Here is a 20,131-nt window from a genome sequence, read left to right on the forward strand (position 1 = left end):
TTAAATTTTATAAATGAAGTATTTTAAAGCACTACTATTTTTACTTGTGTTTATCCTTTTTGTTGGGTGCAAAAAGGACGAATATAAAGAGTTTAAAAAAGTGCCGGAATATATTGCACATCCGGATCGAACACATAAAGCATATTATGAAGCTTATGATAAAACCCTTCAAAAATGGGGCGTAGCTTATGAAGATCTTTATATAACAACTTCAAAAGGAATTGCCCATGTGTTGGTGAGTGGACCAAAAGATGGCACACCAGTAATTTTGCTGCACGGAATGAGTGCGAGTTCCACAATGTGGTATCCGAATGCCAAAGCTTTGGCTGAGCAACACCGTATTTTTGCAATCGATCTAATTATTGAACCCGGAAAGTCATATAAAACTGCTAATTTTAAAAATATTGAAGAAATTACTGCTTGGTATGAAGAGGTATTCTGGGCATTGAAATTAGAATCATTTCATTTGATAGGAACATCTCGTGGCGGCTGGATTGCTACGGATATAGCGCTTCATAGTAAAAGGAATATAAAAAGTTTGATTCTGTTGAGTCCAGTACAGACTTTTATGTGGATTCCACCGAGTACGGACTTGCTGAAAAATATATTCAATGTATTTTATTCAAAGGAAGATGGGGTGTGGCGCACTATGGAAACCCTGTCAAAAAACCCAAGTAAAATTGATGAAACTTATTTGGCCCAGTATCGCCTTGGCCTTAAAAATGATACAGTCGAAAAATTCCTGCCGCAGATGAAGCCATTCCCGAATAACGAATTGAGCACCTTAAAAATGCCTGTCCTTGTTTTAATTGGAGATGACGATATGTTTAATACAAAACACACTATTAAACTAACCGAAAAATACTTACCGAAAGGCAGGGGTGAGGTTATTTCCAACTCTGGCCATTTCCTGTCTGTAGATCAGGCTGAAATTGTAGATAAAAAGATGATTGATTTTATGAAAAGTGCAGAAACAGGTGATTGAGGAAATATAAGATAGTCTTCTTGCCAAAGTTACTTTTTGTGTATTTGGTAACAAGGTCTATATTAGAAATTTATAGGGTGTAGTTCTCGACTGCGCTCGAACTGACAAAAGGGCTTTTTTACTAAAATATAAAATAGAATAAAATATATGGCATCGGGGATTTTTGCAATATTGGATGATATAGCTGCACTACTTGACGATGTGGCGATGATGAGCAAGGTGGCCGCCAAAAAAACGGCGGGTATTTTGGGGGATGACTTGGCAGTGAATGCTGAAAAAGCTTCCGGGTTTGCTTCTTCTCGTGAAATTCCAGTACTGTGGGCAATCACCAAAGGTTCATTTTTAAATAAGTTGATTATTCTGCCAATTGCGTTTTTACTGAGTGCTTTTTTACCTTGGGCAGTAACTATAATTTTAGTGTTGGGAGGTTTGTATTTGGCCTATGAGGGTGCCGAGAAAATATATGAATTCTTTTTCCCACACGCACACTCAAACGAATCATTTGTAGCGGAAGGGCTTACTGAAAGTGAAATATTGGCAATTGAAAAAGAACGTGTAAAATCTGCCATTGTAACCGATTTTATCCTTTCACTGGAAATTGTGATAATTGCTTTAGGGAGTGTGGTTAAGGAGCCTATTGGCACACAAATTATGGTGGTAAGCGTTATAGCTATTTTGGCTACGATAGGGGTTTACGGCATTGTTGCACTCATAGTACGGATGGATGAAGCGGGGTATAAATTGATAAAATATAGCAAGAAAGAGAAAAGTTTTTCAAAAACTTTGGGCAAACTATTGGTACAGGCCCTTCCAAAAGTAATAAAGAGTCTGAGTGTTATTGGTACCATTGCCTTGATTTTGGTTTCTGGGGGAATTTTTGTTCACAACGTTGATTTCTTTCATCATTTTTTACCGCAACTGCCTTCCTTTATTCTTGAATTTATTGTGGGCTTGTTGGTTGGGTTTGTTTGTTTGGTAATTGTGGTAATGGTTAAGAAGTTGTGGAGCATTGTAAAAGGGACGTAGTTAAATAATAATATTCCTTTATTACGAAAGATTCATAATTTTAAAAAAATCTTCCTTTTTGCTTCGGGAAATACTAACTGGCTCGCCGTTATTCATTAGAATGTATCCTCCGTCTGCTTTTACGTATTTTTTCACTTCGTTTAGGTTAATCAAATAACTGTTGTGTACGCGCATAAAATACTGGTCGGTAAGCAGGTTTTCGTATTCTTTTAAATGCTTGCTGACCAAAAGGTTTATTCCGCTTATAAGTTTGAAAGAAGTATAGCTACCTTCTGCTTTGCAGTACATAATTTCTTCAACGTTTATAAATTCATAGCCATCTGCAGTAGCCAGGCATATTTTATTGTTAATGGGCTGTTGTTGCTTTAGGTTGTGGATAAGGGTTTCCAGTTGTTTGCTGTAGATGTTCCTATCCTTTATTTTTTTTGCTTTTTCTACTGCCTTCTGCAGTTCGTCCAAATCAATAGGTTTTAGTAAATAGTCCAAGGAGCTGAACTTTACTGCTTTTAGGGCATATTGTTCAAAAGCGGTTGTGAAAATAACCTCAAAATTTACCTCATTCAATTGTTCTAAAATGTCGAAGCCTGTGCCAGTTTGCAGTTCAATGTCTAGGAATAGGAGATCAGGTTTTAGGGTTTTTATCGCTAAAACGGCATCTTCAATATTACTAACAGTTGTCAAGACCTCTACATCTTCACAAAATTCGATTACTAGGTTATTTAGTGTTTCGCGGCTGTGTTTTTCGTCGTCGACAATTATGGCTCTAAGGTTCATGTTTATGGGATTTATTCGATTGTGATTTTAAGGATAACCAAAGTGCCTTCAGCCTCTCCTTCTTCGTTGGTTTTGTCGATAATATCGATACTGTTTTTTTGGGACTGATTTAGGAGTTCGAGTCTTTTTTCAGTCAGTTCTATACCTCTTGATTTTTTTGAGGCTTTTAGGGGCGATTTTTTTTCTGCGGAGGCTTTTCTACCAATACCGTTGTCTTCAATTTCACAGATAACGAATGTATCTTCTTTTCTGAAGCGAACTTTAAGCAATTTATCATTGCCTGGTTTATTGAGAAGTCCGTGTAGGATTGCATTTTCCACAAAAGGTTGTACTAATAGGGCAGGGACCTCAATGGCTTCGGCATCCAAATTTTCAGCTACTGAAATACTGAATTTAAAAGAATTGTTAAAGCGCAAGGCTTCAAGTTCTAGGTATTTTTTTAACAGGGAAATTTCTTCACTCAACACAATTTTCGATTCAATGGAACTTTCCAAAAGGTTTCGCATCAAAAGGCTGAATTTGTTAAGATATTTAATAGCGGATTCTTTATTACCCGAGGTTATTAGATGCTGAATAGAGCTTAAGGAGTTAAATATAAAGTGGGGGTTCATCTGTGCTCGTAATGCGCTTATTTGATGTTCGTGGGCCGCCTGCCGTAATTGGATTCTGTCCTTACTCATTTTGCGCATCTTAAAATTAAGTCCCATTCCAAAAATCAGAACCTCTAGCACGCTGCCTAACATCATATAATGTCTATCTCCGGTAAAGAGCATTATTAATGATCCTGCTGTGAAAATGAGTGAACCGACCACTATAAAATAATACAAGCCTCTTTTTCCATAGCGCAATAAATAGATTATTGCAGCAAGGGCAAAAAGCGACATGATAAGCCTGTGAAGGTTCATCAATATCTGTTGTTCGTCCAATTGAAATGTTAGGGAGAAATAGGTGTTTACCAGAATCAAGACTATCAAAAACACTAGGGTCCAGCGTATAGCTTTGTCGAGTTTGGGATAATATATAGCGGTTTCCATATATTTTTTTGCAAATGCTATATAAAATAGGTTGATCAATATTTGAAGGGAGGTATGGCTCCAATTGGCTATTATGGGGTAATCGACAGCTACAAAGACGACAATATTATATGCACTTCTGCCCAAATAGAGAAGAAGACAAAGGGTGTAAAGCGAATAAAAAAGAAAGTCCAATTTTCTGGACATAAAGTAGGTGACAAAAGTGAAGAAGAAAATCACAATAAAAGCACCTGCAAAAAGATAATCTCTGGAACTCTCCACCACATCTTCCCATCGATAATAGTGACTTTCTATATTTTTTTGTTGGGCAGAACGCAATTTTAGATGCAGGTTGCTGAAATCTTCTTTTGAGGAGTAAAGTTTTATTTTAAAAAACAGGAATCTACCATTTATTAAATTTTTTTGTCCAAAATAAACACCGTCCCGCGGTTTATAAAAGCTGTATTTTTCATCAGAGTTTAGTGGCCCGTATTGTCTAATGTCAATGCTTTCTCGATTTTGAAAATAGCAAGTTATATTGTAAAAACCACCTGTTTGAAGGTACCACAGGCTGTCTTTGCTTAAAAGGGGCGCTAGGGAAGAAAAATCGGCACGGACCCAATAAGCATCTTTGCGGTTATTTTTTGCGGAAGTGATGTTTGGGGTTTGAAAAAGTTCGTTTTTAGAAATCAAGGCTTCAATGGAAAGCGAATCGCCTATGGACCTGAAGACTGTATAAGGGACCGTAATGTTTAGAGAGTCAATATTCTGCTGTGCGTGAAGCAGCGCAGTGCACTGAAAAAGTAAAAAGCAAAAAAGAAAAATTTTGAAGCAGCGTTTCATTTTGATAGGTTTGGCAGACTCAATGATATTTTCCCTCCTTTCCCGTCGTAATTTTTATTAAATGTAATCTTTTTTTTTATGCTATAGTTTTTACAACTGTTGTGTTGCCGAATTTGTTCCTGCCATTTTATCAATTGTTTTCGGTAATCGGGAATATAGTTTATGGTTTTTCCCGAGCCTTCTTCGTAGCTAAAATTTATCAGGGCTATTACTTTTTTCGGGGAGGTTTCAAATGTTACCTCCATTCTGTAGTTTTTGTATTGGTTGTGAATGGCGTGCTCAATGATATTTTCAAACAGGTTTTGAAGAATAAAAGGTGGTATAGAAGCGTTTTTTGCTATTTCTAAGTTAGGGTGAATGTGGTAATCAAATTGGTTTTTGTAGCGCAATTTTTGAAGGGTAAGATAGGCATTGATCATTCCAATTTCCTCTATCAACAGCACAGAATTTTTATCAATTTGTTTTAGATAGTAACGGATGAGTTTACTGAAAACTGACAAATAGAACAAAGATGCTTTTTTGTCGCCTGAGGTAATAAAATATTGAACAGCAGCGAGGGCATTGAACACAAAGTGTGGGTTCATTTGTGTGCTAAAAGCTTTCAGTTGCAGTTGGGCAATTTCCTCGGAAAGGTTAGCGGCTATTTCATCGGAGGTATTTTCGGCATCTTTATTTTTGGGAAGCATATTAAAAAGGGAGTTAGCTATGATACTTTTAAAGAATAAGGTTATGTTTAAAAAGGCTGCCTTAATTTTTAAGAACAGCCTTTTTCACCACACTACTAAACTGGGAAATTTATTGTTTTACAATTTTATAGGTTGCAGAGCTTCCTTCCGCATTCACTTTCATAACATAGATTCCGGTTTGTAAATGTGAAAGGTTTATGCTTTTTTTTGTTGCATTTATTTTTTGGCTGAATACTTTTTGTCCCATCAAATTGAAGATTGAAACTTCATCAATATTGGTCTTGGCGCTTAGGTTTAATTCATTTGTAACAGGGTTTGGGTAATAGGTGAAATCTTGGAAGGTATTTTCATCGATACTTAATATTCCAGAAAGATCCACTGAAACATTTGCTCTTTCAAAACCATCAACCAGTGCGGCAAAAAGATAGTAAGTAGTTCCAGCAGTTGCATTAATGCTGGAAAAAGTGTTGGGGCCACAAATATTCTCTGGTTGGTCAACCCAGGTAAGTTCACTTGCAGTGGTTACATTTTCATCTGCAGCAGTATAAAAAATAACGCCACCAGCACCTGGGATAAATCCAATTTCTGCCTGCACTTGTCCATCTACCGCAGCAGTAAATTTATACCAAACCGCTCTGGCAGGATCGGTATTACAGCCTGTTTGCCCTCCATCATTTGTAGTTGTGGCGGCAGCAAATATTACATCTAAATCTTGGTACTCTTCAATCCCGTTAAGATTAGTTGCGTTTTCAATAAGATCGTTGTTTGGAACCAAAGCTGGATTTATGTTGATTAAGACATTAGCAGCCAACCCGTTTTTCATATAGATATAGTAGGTAGTTCCCGCTGTAACATCAATAGAAGATACAGGGCCTAAGGAGCAATCATTGCCTGATTGGTTTTCAAAAGTGAGTTCTAAGCCGTTTGTGACGTTCTCGTTAGGGGCAGAAAAAAATACGACATAAGGCACTGCTGTATTATTTAAAATAGTTGCTTCAACGTTACCAGCGGCTCTAGCGGTAAATTTGTACCAAATCCCTGCGTTAGCTACGCTACAATCGCCGTCTGTGGCATCATTAGTAAAAGTGGCGTGGTTAAACTGTACACTTGACTCAGTGTATGGATATGGACCGTCAGCAACGTTTATGGCATTTTCAATCAGGTCATTGCCAGGAACCAATGCAGCATTAATATTTATAAGAACATCTGAAATGATGTTATTCTTCATCAATACATAATAGGTGGTACCTGCAGTGGTTTCAATAGTTGAGGAGTTTCCATTTCCGCAAGGATTACTGCCTTGCTCAACATAAGTTAGCTGTGTGGCGAGAGTTACATTTTCATTTGGTGCCGAAAAAAAGATGACTATGGAGCTTTGTGGGCTCACCATTACAGCAGCTACGGAAGCACTGCTTACTGCGGTAAATTTATACCACACTGCGGCAGCAGCTACACCACAGGCACCACCAGGAGTGTCATTGGTACTGGTAGCGTCGGGAAAGTTTACTGCTAATTCCGAATAAGGGAATGGGCCTAGATCAATATCTATAGCATTTTCTATCAAGTCATTGCTTGGAGGTACTAGCATAGAATGATTAGTGCTTGCATTGGCTACAGTATTTATAATAAACAGTAGCGTAAGCGATAAAAGGATTTTTGTGATTGTTGTTTTCATTATTAAGTTTTTAGGATTTTACAGTTCAAAAATACGGTTGGTTTTAACATATTATTTTGACCAATTGACGAATGGTAGTTTTGGATTGATAGATTGCACAGTTGTTGATTATTAAATGATTACAATAAAAAAACCGTTTCTCTTTACAGAGAAACGGCCTTGTGAAATAGATTAAATGATTACCTAAAAACCTATTCCTTTAGAATTTTAAAGCTTGCGGTATTTCCTTCTGAAGTAACAGTCATAACATACAAACCTTTGCTTAGGTTTGAAATGTTTATCGTTTTGTTGGGAGTATTCATTTTTTCTGAGAATACTTGTTGTCCTAATAGATTGTAAATTGATACTTGTTCTATATTGGTTTTTGCACTTAGGTTTAGTTCGTTGCTTACAGGATTAGGATAGAATTTAAAACCTTCCAACACATTTTGCGAAACACCCAAAACAGCACTAGCATTAATGGTTACATTAGCAGCGGCTCGAACAGAAAATGCATAAAGATAGTAGGTTTCACCCGCTTCTGCTTCTATACTGGCAGTTGTGAATAAACCACAAAGGTTAGTTGGCTGGTCCACCCAAGTAAGTTCGGAGCCCGAAGAAGCGTTTGCATTTGGAGCGGAATAAAAAACCATAGCGCTTTCATCTGGTAAGCTCCCTTCCATAAAAGCATCAATTGTTCCCGTTATTTCTGGGGTTATTTTATACCAAACCCCATCAAAACCACCAGTTGGGCAGCCTGATTGTCCTCCATCATCTGTAGCTGTGGCCATTAAAAAATGTATTGTTTCATCAAATAAAGGCTGTGAAACCAGGGCTATATCAGTTGCATTCACAATTAAGTCATTTGCAGGTGCCTTAAAGGCGCCAGTAGTATTAATAGCAACATCTGAAACTATGAGGTTACGCATATAGATATAATAGGTAAGGCCTTCTGTAACATTTATGTTAGCCAAAGGGTTTGAATCGCATGGATTGTTATTTTGGTCAACATAGGTCAATTGCATGCCATTATTGGCATTGGATGGACCCTCATAAAAAATAACTACGGCTCCGTTTGGATTCAGGATTCCAGCTGCCACATTTCCATTTTTTGTAGGTGTAAATTTATACCAAATTCCAGGAGCAGATAATTCGCATTCATTCGGTGGTGTATGGTCATTTGTGTTTGTGGCTTCTGGAAAGTTAACTTCTGTTTCGTTATAAGGAGAGTCAGGTCCCCAATTTAGGTTAAAAGCGTTTGCAATAAGGTCATTGCCAGGAACCATTGCATCATTAATATTTATAAGAACATCTGAAATGATGTTATTCTTCATAAATACATAATAGGTTGTGCCGGCAGTGGTATTAATAGTGGAAGAGTTTCCATTTCCGCATGGATTACTGCCTTGGTCAATATACGTTAACTGGGTGGCAAGAGTTACATTTTCATTTGGTGCCGAAAAGAATATAACTATGGAGCTTTGTGGATTTACCATTACGGCACTTACAGAAGCACTGCTGTTAGCAGTAAATTTATACCAAACCGCGGCAGCTGTAACACTGCAAGCTCCTCCAGGGGTATCATTGGTGTTGGTTGCTTCTGGAAAGTTTACACCCAATTCTGAATAGGGGAATGGTCCCTGGTCAATATCAATGGCGTTTGCAATTAAGTCGTTGCTCGGTGGAGCGATAATTGGGTTTGTTGCAAAAACTGAAGTTACAGTTAAGAACAACATTACTAATAAATAAGGCATTGTAAATTGTGTTTTCATGATTAATTTTTTATGATTTATGGGTCAAAACTAGTTTAGTTCACTCCCTTGATTTGGAGTGGATTGACAGATGGTATGTTTCGATTGATGGATGGAAACTAATAAGATTAAAACAAACTTTATTTTGAAGATTTAATTAATATAAGCGGTATGATTTTCTAAGTTTTGGATGTTTTTTATGAGACATTGTAAACCTCTCGAAGGGGTTTTTTTTTTGGTAGTATACTTTCAGGGAAATTCTCCAAGGAATGGTTTTTTAACCCTCTAAAGATCAAGAAGGTTTTAAATTAATTGCGATTTATTCATCTTCTTTACGGTTTTCCGTAAAGTTAAAATTGAAAATTTCCGTATTATTGAAAATTAATACTAACCAAATTATTTATTATGAGGAAATTACTTTCCATGAGCTTACTTTTATGTTTTAATTTTAGTGCTTTCAGTCAAGAGGAGCCCAATTTAAACAACTATAAACGAAGTTCCCTGTACACCTTTATGGTTTCAGACCTACAGCAAGATCACAGCCAAACAATACAGGATGCCTTTGTAAATTACCCAATTCCAGATAAATTTAATGATCACAACAGCGAGTTGCGGACACTACCCAAATTGGTGGATGAAAGTTTGTCAAAAAAGGAGATTGATGAACTTCAAAAAGATTCCATTACCCAATTCCTTTCTAACAATGCCATAGCAAAGCTTATGGTGGCCAAATGGTTTAACCGAAGCGAGAGTGGAGGCTTTAATATGGATTTGATTGCAGCGAGGGGCTCTTATAACGCTTCCGATATCGATATAAAAATTGCCAGACAGAGCGAACGTGGTTTGGCCATGGTAGCCGATGCTGGCGAAGAACTACTAAAAAATACGTTTGTAGTTGTCAACAATTTTAAATACACCAACAAGGAGGAAGTTGCCAAAAAAGCAAGTGGCTTTTTGTCGGCTGTTTCGTCTGCAGCTTCTGCAGCTGGTGCGAGCGGTATCAGTTTGGCCGCTGATGCCACAAGTATTGGAGTTGGTGTTGCAGGGAAGGGATATGTTATTAAGACAGACGCCCATTTATACAGGCTTGTTTGGGATGAAGAAACTGCTGCTATTTTCTACAATGATTATTGGACCGAAGATGCAGACCTAAATCCGGAAAAAGTTGCCGCATTTGAAAATTCTAGTATCTTTAAACTTGAATATATTGGAACTGAGACTGCTTGGGCCGATATGCAGAGTACTGCGTTTACTAAAAAAACGGATGACGAATTGATAACCATTGCCACTAAAAATGCTGGGGATGCTGTTATTGCCAAGCTGCAAAGAGCCTATGAGGTTTTCCGGACCAAGACCCCTTTGTTGAGCGGAGATCCACTTTCTGCGAAAATAGGACTGAAAGAAGGTTTGGAAAAAGGCGATAAATATGAAGTTTTAGAACAGGTAATAAACAAAGAGGGCAAAACAGAATATAAAAAAGTAGGAGTCATCAAAGTTGAGAAAAATATGATTTGGGACAACCGTTATATGGCAGACGAAGAAAATCCATCTGAAATTGAGTATACCACTTTCAGTGGTTCAAATAGTAAATATTATGCAGGAATGCTGATTAGACAAATAAACTAAAACAACCAACATTTATGAAACTATCTTATTTATTTACAACTATCTTCTTTGTACTAGTTGCCAACTTTAGCGCACAGGCCCAATGGAAAAAAGAAAAGACCAAGGAGGATACTAAAATCTGGCGTTACGACATAGAGTGCGAGGGCATTGCAAAACAAGGCGCCAAACTGGTAAAAGTATGGTCTTATTCAAAAAACCCAAAACATGCCATTTCAAGTGCAATGCGCAATGCAGTTCATGGAATTATTTTTAAAGGCTATGCTGGGGGTGGTCAGGGATGTACATCTTTTCAGCCATTGGTAAAAGACCCTTCCGTTGAAGAGGAACACAAAGAGTTTTTTGATGCTTTTTTTGCAGAAGGGGGCGAGTACTTAAAATATGTTTCCGCCGCAACCGATGGCAGTATTGCCCCAGGAGACCGGTTGAAGGTTAGTAAGCGCGAATATAAAATAGCAGCCGTAGTTACTGTGATGAGCGATCAGCTTCGAAAAAGACTCGAAAAAGAAAATATTATCAAATCCCTAAGCAGTGGGTTTTAAAAATCTATAGAAATGAAACAACCAAAATTAATACTTTGCCTGTTAGCAATTTTTAGCATTACTATTGCCTTCGGACAGGCCAAAAAACCGACTTTAATGGTAGTGCCAAGTGATGCTTGGTGCATACAAAATGGTTATTCAATGACTTTTGAGAACCAAGGTTCTACTGAAAAGATTGCTGATTATAAACGCGCTTTTCAGGAAAATCCTGAAGTTTTGCAGGTTATAAGCCAAATAAATGGGATGATGGCAGATCGCGGTTTTCCTCTTAAAAATATGGAATCTGTTATAAAAACCATATCATCGAATAGTGCCGAGGACAATTTGAGACAGTCTAAGGAATCTGGATCTGATATTTCGGAAAGTCCGATTGATGAATTTAAAAAAGCTGCAAAAGCTGATATAATCATTCAACTTACTTGGACAGTAAACAAAACCGGGCCAAAAAAATCCATCAATTTTAACCTTCAGGGGTTGGATTCGTATACAGATAAACAGATAGCCACTGCCACGGGCACGGGAGCTCCTTCGTTTTCTGCAGAAACCCCTGTACTACTTTCAGAAGCGGTTCTTTCGCATATGGACAATTTTACGTCCTCTTTACAGTCGCATTTTGATGATATGTTCGAAAATGGACGTGAGATTATAGTTCGCATCCAAAAATGGGATGATTGGGACGGGGACCTCGAAACCGAATATGGTGGTGGAGATGAGCTTGGTTTCGTGATTGAGGATTGGCTTCAAAAAAACACAGTGAAAGGTCGTTTCAACACTACTGATATGACGGAGAATATGGCGCTTTTTGAACAGGTACGTATTCCACTTTACAACGAAAGCGGCAACGCCATCGATGCGCGAAGATATGTAAGGGATTTGAGTAAGTTCTTAAGCAGCGCCCCGTACAATATACCGAACAAACTGGTTATGAAGGGGCTAGGAAGAGCAACAATTATTTTAGGAGGAAAATAAAAATATCAAATTATGAAAAAATTATTTCTTACAATCTGTTTATTGTTTGCAGTCGTTATAGGAACGGCGCAGAACAGCGATTCCAATATTGCATTGGGAACATATATTCCCTATGAAATGGCTGAGGTGCCAGCAGCGGCCAGACAAATTCTGGAAACTAAATTGGGGCAAATGGTTACCAAAAACGGTATCAGTGATATTTCCTATAATTCACGTTTTATCATCACGCCAAACGTATCGGTAATGAGCAAGGACGTAATAGGATCGGCACCCCCAAAAATTGTACTTAACCTTGATATTACGCTTTATATTGGCGATGGTGTAAACGGTACACTTTACACCAGTAAAAGTTTTAATGTAAAAGGTGTAGGGTCTAACGAGACCAAGGCCTATATCGCTGCAATTAAAAACATGAGAACCAATGGCGAAGATGTTCAAATGTTTGTTACGGAAGGAAAACAAAAAATAATTGATTTCTTTAACAACAATTGCGAATTGATTCAAAAGGAAGCAAATACATTGGCTAACCAAAATCGATTTGAGGAAGCTTTGGGTCTATTGGTAAACGTACCTGTTAATAGTACGTGTTATGATAAGGTTGGAAAAAGTTTGAAGACAATGTACCAAAAAACCATTGACCGTGATTGCCAGTTAAAATTGGCAGAGGCAACGGCCATTTGGAACGCGAACCAAGACTTGGACGCTGCCAACGAGGCAGGGGCTATTTTGGCTAGCATTGAACCTTCCTCATCCTGTTATCCAAATGTAAAATCACTTTTTTCAAAAATTGAAAGTAGGGTGAAGACGCTCAGCGACCGTCCTTGGGAATATAAACTGAAAGTATTGGATGCCAATATTGCCATTGCCAAAGGTGCGCAGCAGGTGCTGATGGCCTATGCCAAAAACCAACCCAGTACAGTTATGTACAATATACACGGCTGGTACTGATTTTTGAAGGTTTAAAATTTATAACAAAGGACCATTCTGTAATAAGGGTGGTTTTTTTATTAATTTTTTACCAGAAGAATAAAAAATAAAAATGGACGCGCAAATACTTTCAGTTTTCCGACATTTGGGCAATCGTTGATTTTTCCATTGAAAGAAAAAATAATCTCCATATCGCTATTGTTTATATTGTTTGCACCCGTTGTAACGGTGTATCTATATCTGCAGTTTGAAAAATCGGCTATTCAGCGTGAAATAAAATGGAAGCTGATTGCCGGAATGGATCAGGAGGAATTGATACTTCTAAAGTTTTCAAAAAAAGAAGCAGAAACAAAATTGCGTTGGGAACATTCAAAAGAGTTTGAATACAATGACAAGATGTATGATATTGTTTCCTCAGAAATAAAAGGCGATTCAATTTTCTACCGATGTTGGTTGGATTACGAAGAAACCGATCTAAATAAAAAACTAAAGAAAATGGTGGCAATCGCCTTTGACCAAGACGAGGACCACCGCGAAGCCCAAGAAGGGTTTTATACCTACCTGTGGTCCTTTTTCTGTACAGCCCCTTTTAATTGGCAAGCCACAGCTTCACAAAATGCACAGCTTGTATTTCAAGACAGTATGCATCCCAATATTTTTAATTCCATTCGCTTAACGCCACCTACGCCTCCTCCGAAGTATAGTTAACATATAAATAGATCAAACTTATGTAGTTGCTCTTCCATTTTGGAATTAGCAATTTTTTAGAATGTTTGAAAAGTAGATTACTTAAAGACTGTCTGGTCGAGCACTTCGACTTCGCTCAGCGTAAGCCACAGTGGAGACATAAATTGTTCATTCATCCAGTGTAGTTCTCGACTGCGCTCGAACGGACATTGAAAGCTACTTTTTGGACTTTAGTTAACTTAAATCAAACCATAAAATGAAAAAAATATTCATAATGTGGTTATTGTTGGGGTATGTGGGAAGCTCCTATGGACAAACAATAACCATTAAAGATCAGCAAACCAATGAAGCTATAGAGTTGGTAACGCTTTCAAATGCAAAGACTAATCACTACGCTACGACTAATTCTAAAGGACAGGCTGATATTTCGGCTTTTAAAGATTTGGAAAAGATTGAAATACGGAGTTTGGGCTATAAAACAGTTATAAAAAGTTATTTAAAATTGGCATCGGAGGGTTTTAAAATTTTACTTGAAACCTCCAATTTCAGTTTAGACGAAGTAGTAATCTCTGGCTCGCGTTGGAGGCAAAGCAGTGATGACGTGCCTTCAAAAATTATTTCTATTTCGGCAAAAGAGGTGGCATTGCAAAACCCACAGACTGCTGCGGATCTTTTAAGTGCTTCAGGGAAAGTGTTTGTTCAAAAAAGCCAGCAGGGTGGAGGTAGCCCAATGATTCGTGGCTTTGCGACAAACAGGTTGTTGTATTCTGTGGACGGAGTGCGTATGAACACTGCTATATTTCGTTCCGGGAACCTTCAAAATGTTATCAATTTAGATCCTTTCGCCATAGAAAATACCGAGGTGCTTTTTGGTCCCGGTTCAGTAATCTACGGAAGTGATGCCATTGGAGGAGTGATGAGTTTTCAAACATTAACACCACAGCTTTCCTTAACAGAAAAACCTTTGATTACGGGAAAAGCCCTTGCTCGCTATTCTTCCGCCAATAAGGAAAAAACGGGGCATTTTAATGTGAATTTGGGTTTTAAAAAGTGGGCATTCGTTACGAGTATTAGTTCGTGGGATTATGATAATCTACGCCAAGGAAGCCACGGGCCCGATGATTACATTAAGGATTATTACGTGCAAAGACAGGACAGCACCGACGTTGTGATAACTCAGGAAGACAAATTGTTGCAGATTCCTTCGGCATTTTCGCAAATAAATACAATGCAGAAAATTCGCTTTCAACCTAATGAACGTTGGGACTTTCAATACGGATTTCACTTTTCTGAAACCTCGCCCTACGGCAGATATGATAGGAACCAAAGAGTTCGCAATGGATTGCCTCGTTATGCTGAATGGGACTATGGCCCGCAGATTTGGATGATGAATAATTTGAACATTAACTATACTGCAAACAATTCAGTTTTTGATCAAATGAGCCTTCGCTTGGCGCATCAGTGGTTTGAGGAGAGCAGAATAGACAGGGCTTTCAACAAAACTGAACGCAATACACAGAGTGAAGAAGTGGGTGCCTATTCGGTAAACCTTGATTTTATAAAGGCAACAGCTGAGAAAAACACTTTTTTCTACGGTTTGGAATACGTGTTGAACGACATAAATTCTAAAGGGGAATTGACCGATATTTCAACAGGTATTTCTGAAGTAGGTCCTGCTCGCTATCCACAATCCAAATGGCAATCTTTGGCAGTTTATGTTACCGATGAATTTAAGGTAGTCGACAATTTCACATTAAGTGCCGGTGCGCGTTATAACCATGTTTTGTTGGATGCCGAATTTGATACTGCTTTTTATCCTTTTCCTTTTACCGAAGCAAGTTTGAGCAATGGAGCGCTTACTGGAAGTTTGGGTGGTGTTTATCGCCCCGCTGATTCTTGGGTGATAAGTACAAACTTGGGCAGTGCTTTTAGAGCTCCCAATGTAGACGATGTGGGAAAAGTGTTCGACTCTGAACCAGGAAGTGTTGTGGTGCCAAACCCAGACCTGAAACCTGAATATGCCTATAATGCAGATTTGGGAATTGCCAAGGTTTTTGGAGATGTTTTAAAAGTTGATATCACGGGGTATTACACCTCCTTAAAAGATGCCTTGGTGCGTAGGGATTATAAACTGAATGGGCAGGACAGCATTATGTATCAAGGCGAATTAAGTCAGGTACAAGCCATTCAAAATGCAGCCGTTGCCCACGTTTATGGATTGCAAGCCGGTGTTGAGGTGAAATTGCCAAAAGGCTTTGGCTTTTCCACAGATGTGAATTTCCAAAAAGGCGAAGAGGAACTTGACAATGGCGATACTAGCCCATCGCGCCATGCTTCCCCATTTTTTGGTGTATCGCGCTTAAACTACAAAGCGAATAAACTGAGTATGGAGTTGAACGTTAATTACCAAGGAAAAAAGGATTTTGACGATCTTCCCGATGAGGAAAAGGGGAAAACGGAAATCTATGCATTAGACGAAAACGGCAATCCCTATTCGCCAGCTTGGTACACACTTAATTTTAAGGCGTTATACAAAATGACAGATACCTTTGATGTGAGCGGCGGCATTGAGAATCTGACAGACCAGCGTTACCGTCCATACAGTTCGGGAATTTCGGGCGCTGGCAGGAATTTTATTCTTGCGCTGACGGCACATTTTTAGGAGTTAATATGTACAATGCACTGAGTTTTGAGCAAGTGGTTATTAATTCATTTTTTTATTATATTTGAACTAAGCCACAGGCTTATTTCTCCCCACTTAATTTGATAAAACCCGTACTTTATGAGTGCGGGTTTTTGATTTTTTTTAAATGATGTTTCAGAGGAGTTTTATTCTTTTTTGAATTAAATAGAAAAAGGGCCGGCCAAAAATTTGTCATTGACACTGGCCCTTTATCATCATCAAACCAACAATTCAAAAACAAAATTTATACACGCGATTTGCGTTTTTTCATCTTTTTTTCTTCCAGTTTTTTCATTATTTTTTCCTGTTTCAATGCTTTTGCATCTTTTGAGGAGGTTCTTAGGTTTCTTCCTTTTGCCATGATACCATTCTTTAAAATATAGAAAATTAACATCCCAGTTTCCTTTTCAGAATAAATTATAAAACGAGTTGGCAACACCAAAAGTTTCGGTGTTTAGAGTTGGATGTATGTTTAAAAAAGGAAACAGTTACGGCACACTCGTAGGTGCGCCTTAATTCGGGAAGATGATTTTCAGTTTAAAGAATGCAACCAAAAATTTCCGTAACTCGATTTGGTTACAATTGCTCTTACTAAATGAATTAAAACCAAGCATAGCGGAAGTTTTGATTGCTTGGTAAACATATCCAATTATTAATTGAAAAGTAAATAAAAAGCTTTAAAAACTAGGTGTTGGGAGTTTGCTGGAATAATGGATGCCCACAAATGAAAAAACAAGTTTCACAATTTCATTTTCCCTACAAAACAGGATGATTTGTTTGTTGTTTTCCCGTGCTTTTTCTGAAGCAATATAAAGCATATAAGCCCCTGCGGCATCGAATTTTTCCAAGGGGTCCAAATCGACAATTAAGGTTTGGGTCTTGTCTAATGCAGCTTCTATTTTGAATTGAACTTCAGATAAGTTTCCACTGTAAAGCCTTCCCTCTAAGCGCAAAAAGCGATCGTTTAAAAAATGATGTAATGGCATACTGATGTGATTGAAAATTTAAGATCACATAGGTTTTTTGTAGGAATTTAAGGGCAATTGGAATGGGGAGAGGAAATTTATTGAGGTGTGAAATTACAATATTAATGTGAATTTAAAACAGTAAAACCTGTGAGAAGATAGCTACCTCATTACGTTTTCCAAGTTGAAGTGTTACAGAGAACAAGTTGTGCGACAGTAACTACTAATCCACTTCTTTTTAATAGTTTTGCAGCCTTAAAAATTTGATATGATTTCAATAGATGGTTTAGCGGTTGAGTTTAGTGGCGATACACTTTTCAGCGATGTTTCCTTTGTGGTTAATGAGAACGACAAAATAGCTCTAATGGGGAAAAACGGCGCGGGGAAAAGCACTATGATGAAAATAATAGCTGGCGTACAAAAAGCTACCCGAGGAAATGTACGTGCGCCAAAAGATGCCGTTATTGCTTACTTACCCCAACATTTGTTGACTGATGATACCGCAACAGTGTTTGAGGAAGCTTCCAAAGCTTTCAAGCAAATTTTTGAAATGCGGGACGAAATGGACCGCCTCAACAAAGAACTGGAAATCCGAACCGATTACGAAAGTGATGAATATATGAACATCATTACCAAGGTAGCGGAAGTTGGTGAGAAATATTATGCTTTGGAAGAAATAAACTATGAGGCTGAAGTAGAAAAAGCCTTGCGAGGTCTTGGTTTTAAAAGAAGCGATTTGCACCGTCAAACAAGTGAATTCAGCGGTGGATGGCGTATGCGGATTGAACTTGCAAAACTGTTACTTCAAAAGCCGGATTTGATTCTACTAGATGAGCCTACCAATCACGTTGATATTGAATCTGTGATTTGGCTGGAAGATTTTTTGCTTAACAAAGCTAAAGCGGTAATAGTTATTTCGCACGATAGAAAGTTTATTGACAACATCACAAACCGCACCATTGAAGTTACAATGGGAAGGATTTACGACTACAAAGCCAACTATAGCCATTATTTGCAATTGCGTGCCGATAGAAGATCGCATCAAATAAAAGCTTACGAAGAGCAGCAAAAATTTATTGCAGAGACCCAACAGTTTATTGATCGATTTAAAGGTACTTACTCCAAAACCAATCAAGTAAACTCTCGAGAAAAGATGCTTGAAAAGTTGCAGGTAATTGAAATTGATGAAATTGACACTTCCGCTTTGGCGCTTCGTTTTCCACCTGCACAACGTAGTGGCGATTATCCGGTTGTAGTGGAAGGTCTCACAAAAAAATACGGTGATCTTGTGGTTTTTAAAGACGCCAATATGAGTATTTCCCGTGGCCAAAAAGTGAGTTTTGTAGGTAGAAACGGCGAAGGAAAATCCACCATGATCAAAGCCATTATGGGCGAAATAGATTTTGAGGGAAGCTGTGCGTTGGGCCACAACACCAAAGTGGGCTATTTTGCCCAAAACCAAGCCGCACTTTTAGATAAGGAACTCACAGTTTTCCAAACCGTGGATGAAGTTGCCAAAGGCGACATCCGCACGCAGATAAAAAATATTCTTGGCCGCTTTATGTTTAGCGGTGATGATATTGATAAAAAAGTGGGATTGCTTTCCGGAGGTGAAAAAACGCGATTGGCGATGGTAAAACTATTGTTGGAGCCAGTAAACGTTTTGATTCTCGATGAACCTACAAACCATTTGGATTTAAAATCGAAAGATGTGCTAAAAGAAGCCTTGCTTCAGTTTGATGGCACATTGATTTTGGTTTCCCACGACCGCGATTTCTTGCAAGGTCTTTCTGAAAAAGTATTTGAATTTAAGGACAAACGTGTAATTGAACATTTTGAAAGCATAGACGATTTCTTGCAGCGCAATAGAATTGAGAATTTAAAGGAGATTGATTTGAAGGTTTAAAAGTTTAAATGTTTAAAAGTTTAAAAGTTTATGGGTTTATGAGTTTATGGGTTTAGGAGTTTATGAGTTTATGGGTTTATTGGTTTATAAGTTGGGAGTGCTCAATTAAGTGTGTCAACGTCTGCATACGTTTTTATTTTATAGTTGTGATTTGCTTTCAGAATTGTATTTTTAATGATTAATCACAGGTGGTTTGAATTATCTTCCATTAATGGCGCTGTTGTGATTTGCTTTCAGAATTGTATTTTTAATGATTAATCACAGGAGTGGAATAGTATTGAAATAGTATTCTAAGTTGTGATTTGCTTTCAGAATTGTATTTTTAATGATTAATCACAGGTCATTGCCTTTATAACGGCTCCCGTACTTGTTGTGATTTGCTTTCAGAATTGTATTTTTAATGATTAATCACAGGCCCCTGCTCAATCGGCTTATTGAAAAAGCCGTTGTGATTTGCTTTCAGAATTGTATTTTTAATGATTAATCACAGGTCTATACAATAGAATCCCGTTACCTACTCGTTGTGATTTGCTTTCAGAATTGTATTTTTAATGATTAATCACAGGCAGTTGAAATAGACCAAGTGGGAAGTACCAGTTGTGATTTGCTTTCAGAATTGTATTTTTAATGATTAATCACAGGGCCGCTTATGGGGTAGACTGAGCCATCTGTGTTGTGATTTGCTTTCAGAATTGTATTTTTAATGATTAATCACAGGGCCGCTTATGGGGTAGACTGAGCCATCTGTGTTGTGATTTGCTTTCAGAATTGTATTTTTAATGATTAATCACAGGTAAAAAAACGAACTCTATTATCTGAGCCTGGTTGTGATTTGCTTTCAGAATTGTATTTTTAATGATTAATCACAGGTAAAAAAACGAACTCTATTATCTGAGCCTGGTTGTGATTTGCTTTCAGAATTGTATTTTTAATGATTAATCACAGGCCGTAGCATCAGCACTTCCAATGAGGTGTGTTGTGATTTGCTTTCAGAATTGTATTTTTAATGATTAATCACAGGCATTTACAACAAGCGGCCAGTATAGAACAGGTTGTGATTTGCTTTCAGAATTGTATTTTTAATGATTAATCACAGG

15 protein-coding genes and 1 CRISPR repeat array (1 of these 16 cut by a window edge) are annotated in these 20,131 nt (G+C 37.8%); of the genes, 9 read left to right on the top strand and 6 right to left on the bottom strand.

What is annotated here, in order from left to right; translation table 11 throughout:
• Positions 1 to 13 precede the first annotated feature (13 nt).
• Together ESU54_RS10300 and ESU54_RS10305 are read left to right on the top strand one after the other, a co-directional pair.
• On the top strand, positions 14 to 985 hold the full coding sequence (locus ESU54_RS10300; RefSeq protein WP_111844186.1) for an alpha/beta fold hydrolase: 972 nt from the start codon (positions 14 to 16) through the stop codon (positions 983 to 985).
• Between the two features lie 147 nt (positions 986 to 1,132).
• Positions 1,133 to 2,011 carry a DUF808 domain-containing protein gene (locus tag ESU54_RS10305; RefSeq protein ID WP_111844185.1) on the top strand — a complete coding sequence of 293 codons (879 nt, stop codon included), beginning with the start codon at positions 1,133 to 1,135 and terminating at the stop codon, positions 2,009 to 2,011.
• A gap of 21 nt (positions 2,012 to 2,032) precedes the next feature.
• On the opposite strand, the gene ESU54_RS10310 is transcribed toward ESU54_RS10305, so the two are convergent.
• The 5 genes from ESU54_RS10310 to ESU54_RS10330 form a co-directional block, all read right to left on the bottom strand.
• Positions 2,033 to 2,785 carry a LytR/AlgR family response regulator transcription factor gene (locus ESU54_RS10310; protein WP_111844184.1) on the bottom strand — a complete coding sequence of 251 codons (753 nt, stop codon included), beginning with the start codon at positions 2,783 to 2,785 and terminating at the stop codon, positions 2,033 to 2,035.
• 11 nt (positions 2,786 to 2,796) lie between these two features.
• Positions 2,797 to 4,641: a sensor histidine kinase gene (locus tag ESU54_RS10315; RefSeq protein ID WP_111844183.1), complete on the bottom strand. Its 1,845-nt coding sequence runs from the start codon at positions 4,639 to 4,641 to the stop codon at positions 2,797 to 2,799.
• Positions 4,638 to 5,327 (bottom strand): histidine kinase, encoded by a 690-nt coding sequence (locus ESU54_RS10320; RefSeq protein ID WP_111844182.1) that lies wholly within the window; start codon positions 5,325 to 5,327, stop codon positions 4,638 to 4,640. The genes ESU54_RS10315 and ESU54_RS10320 overlap by 4 nt, the downstream gene beginning before the upstream one ends.
• A gap of 109 nt (positions 5,328 to 5,436) precedes the next feature.
• Positions 5,437 to 7,002 carry a T9SS type A sorting domain-containing protein gene (locus tag ESU54_RS10325; RefSeq protein WP_111844181.1) on the bottom strand — a complete coding sequence of 522 codons (1,566 nt, stop codon included), beginning with the start codon at positions 7,000 to 7,002 and terminating at the stop codon, positions 5,437 to 5,439.
• 191 nt (positions 7,003 to 7,193) lie between these two features.
• The gene (locus ESU54_RS10330; RefSeq protein WP_111844180.1) at positions 7,194 to 8,753 is read right to left on the bottom strand and encodes a T9SS type A sorting domain-containing protein; all 1,560 of its coding nucleotides are present in this window, start codon (positions 8,751 to 8,753) and stop codon (positions 7,194 to 7,196) included.
• 384 nt (positions 8,754 to 9,137) lie between these two features.
• Here ESU54_RS10330 and ESU54_RS10335 point away from each other — a divergent pair, with 384 nt between their 5' ends.
• The 6 genes from ESU54_RS10335 (at position 9,138) to ESU54_RS10360 (ending at position 16,142) form a co-directional block, all read left to right on the top strand.
• Positions 9,138 to 10,358 (top strand): hypothetical protein, encoded by a 1,221-nt coding sequence (locus tag ESU54_RS10335; RefSeq protein WP_146743985.1) that lies wholly within the window; start codon positions 9,138 to 9,140, stop codon positions 10,356 to 10,358.
• A 14-nt stretch (positions 10,359 to 10,372) separates the two neighbouring features.
• On the top strand, positions 10,373 to 10,897 hold the full coding sequence (locus ESU54_RS10340) for a hypothetical protein (RefSeq protein WP_111844178.1): 525 nt from the start codon (positions 10,373 to 10,375) through the stop codon (positions 10,895 to 10,897).
• Positions 10,898 to 10,909: 12 nt separating this feature from the next.
• Positions 10,910 to 11,866 (top strand): DUF6175 family protein, encoded by a 957-nt coding sequence (locus ESU54_RS10345; protein ID WP_111844177.1) that lies wholly within the window; start codon positions 10,910 to 10,912, stop codon positions 11,864 to 11,866.
• 12 nt (positions 11,867 to 11,878) lie between these two features.
• Positions 11,879 to 12,814 carry a hypothetical protein gene (locus ESU54_RS10350; protein WP_111844176.1) on the top strand — a complete coding sequence of 312 codons (936 nt, stop codon included), beginning with the start codon at positions 11,879 to 11,881 and terminating at the stop codon, positions 12,812 to 12,814.
• A 147-nt stretch (positions 12,815 to 12,961) separates the two neighbouring features.
• Complete coding sequence (locus ESU54_RS10355; protein WP_146743984.1) at positions 12,962 to 13,501, top strand: hypothetical protein; 540 nt, start codon at positions 12,962 to 12,964, stop codon at positions 13,499 to 13,501.
• A gap of 235 nt (positions 13,502 to 13,736) precedes the next feature.
• Positions 13,737 to 16,142, top strand: coding sequence for a TonB-dependent receptor (locus ESU54_RS10360; RefSeq protein WP_111844174.1), 2,406 nt, complete (start codon positions 13,737 to 13,739; stop codon positions 16,140 to 16,142).
• A gap of 698 nt (positions 16,143 to 16,840) precedes the next feature.
• Here ESU54_RS10360 and ESU54_RS10365 read toward each other — a convergent pair.
• The gene (locus ESU54_RS10365) at positions 16,841 to 17,149 is read right to left on the bottom strand and encodes an STAS domain-containing protein (RefSeq protein ID WP_111844172.1); all 309 of its coding nucleotides are present in this window, start codon (positions 17,147 to 17,149) and stop codon (positions 16,841 to 16,843) included.
• 247 nt (positions 17,150 to 17,396) lie between these two features.
• Here ESU54_RS10365 and ESU54_RS10370 point away from each other — a divergent pair, with 247 nt between their 5' ends.
• Positions 17,397 to 19,034, top strand: a complete 1,638-nt coding sequence (locus tag ESU54_RS10370) for an ABC-F family ATP-binding cassette domain-containing protein (RefSeq protein ID WP_111844171.1) — start codon at positions 17,397 to 17,399, stop codon at positions 19,032 to 19,034.
• Positions 19,035 to 19,177: 143 nt separating this feature from the next.
• Positions 19,178 to 20,131: direct repeats of the CRISPR family, unit length 46 nt; unit sequence GTTGTGATTTGCTTTCAGAATTGTATTTTTAATGATTAATCACAGG; it runs 1,136 nt beyond the window's last position.

Origin of the sequence: Aequorivita antarctica (genome assembly GCF_007997155.1) — a bacterium.
GTDB classification, from domain to species: domain Bacteria; phylum Bacteroidota; class Bacteroidia; order Flavobacteriales; family Flavobacteriaceae; genus Aequorivita; species Aequorivita antarctica.

Bases quoted from the DNA above. Each gene is read 5' to 3' on its own strand.
- ESU54_RS10300 (WP_111844186.1), top strand. From the start codon at position 14: ATGAAGTATTTTAAAGCACTACTATTTTTACTTGTGTTTATCCTTTTT.
- ESU54_RS10305 (WP_111844185.1), top strand. From the start codon at position 1,133: ATGGCATCGGGGATTTTTGCAATATTGGATGATATAGCTGCACTACTT.
- ESU54_RS10310 (WP_111844184.1), bottom strand. From the start codon at position 2,785: ATGAACCTTAGAGCCATAATTGTCGACGACGAAAAACACAGCCGCGAA.
- ESU54_RS10315 (WP_111844183.1), bottom strand. From the start codon at position 4,641: ATGAAACGCTGCTTCAAAATTTTTCTTTTTTGCTTTTTACTTTTTCAG.
- ESU54_RS10320 (WP_111844182.1), bottom strand. From the start codon at position 5,327: ATGCTTCCCAAAAATAAAGATGCCGAAAATACCTCCGATGAAATAGCC.
- ESU54_RS10325 (WP_111844181.1), bottom strand. From the start codon at position 7,002: ATGAAAACAACAATCACAAAAATCCTTTTATCGCTTACGCTACTGTTT.
- ESU54_RS10330 (WP_111844180.1), bottom strand. From the start codon at position 8,753: ATGAAAACACAATTTACAATGCCTTATTTATTAGTAATGTTGTTCTTA.
- ESU54_RS10335 (WP_146743985.1), top strand. From the start codon at position 9,138: ATGAGGAAATTACTTTCCATGAGCTTACTTTTATGTTTTAATTTTAGT.
- ESU54_RS10340 (WP_111844178.1), top strand. From the start codon at position 10,373: ATGAAACTATCTTATTTATTTACAACTATCTTCTTTGTACTAGTTGCC.
- ESU54_RS10345 (WP_111844177.1), top strand. From the start codon at position 10,910: ATGAAACAACCAAAATTAATACTTTGCCTGTTAGCAATTTTTAGCATT.
- ESU54_RS10350 (WP_111844176.1), top strand. From the start codon at position 11,879: ATGAAAAAATTATTTCTTACAATCTGTTTATTGTTTGCAGTCGTTATA.
- ESU54_RS10360 (WP_111844174.1), top strand. From the start codon at position 13,737: ATGAAAAAAATATTCATAATGTGGTTATTGTTGGGGTATGTGGGAAGC.
- ESU54_RS10365 (WP_111844172.1), bottom strand. From the start codon at position 17,149: ATGCCATTACATCATTTTTTAAACGATCGCTTTTTGCGCTTAGAGGGA.
- ESU54_RS10370 (WP_111844171.1), top strand. From the start codon at position 17,397: ATGATTTCAATAGATGGTTTAGCGGTTGAGTTTAGTGGCGATACACTT.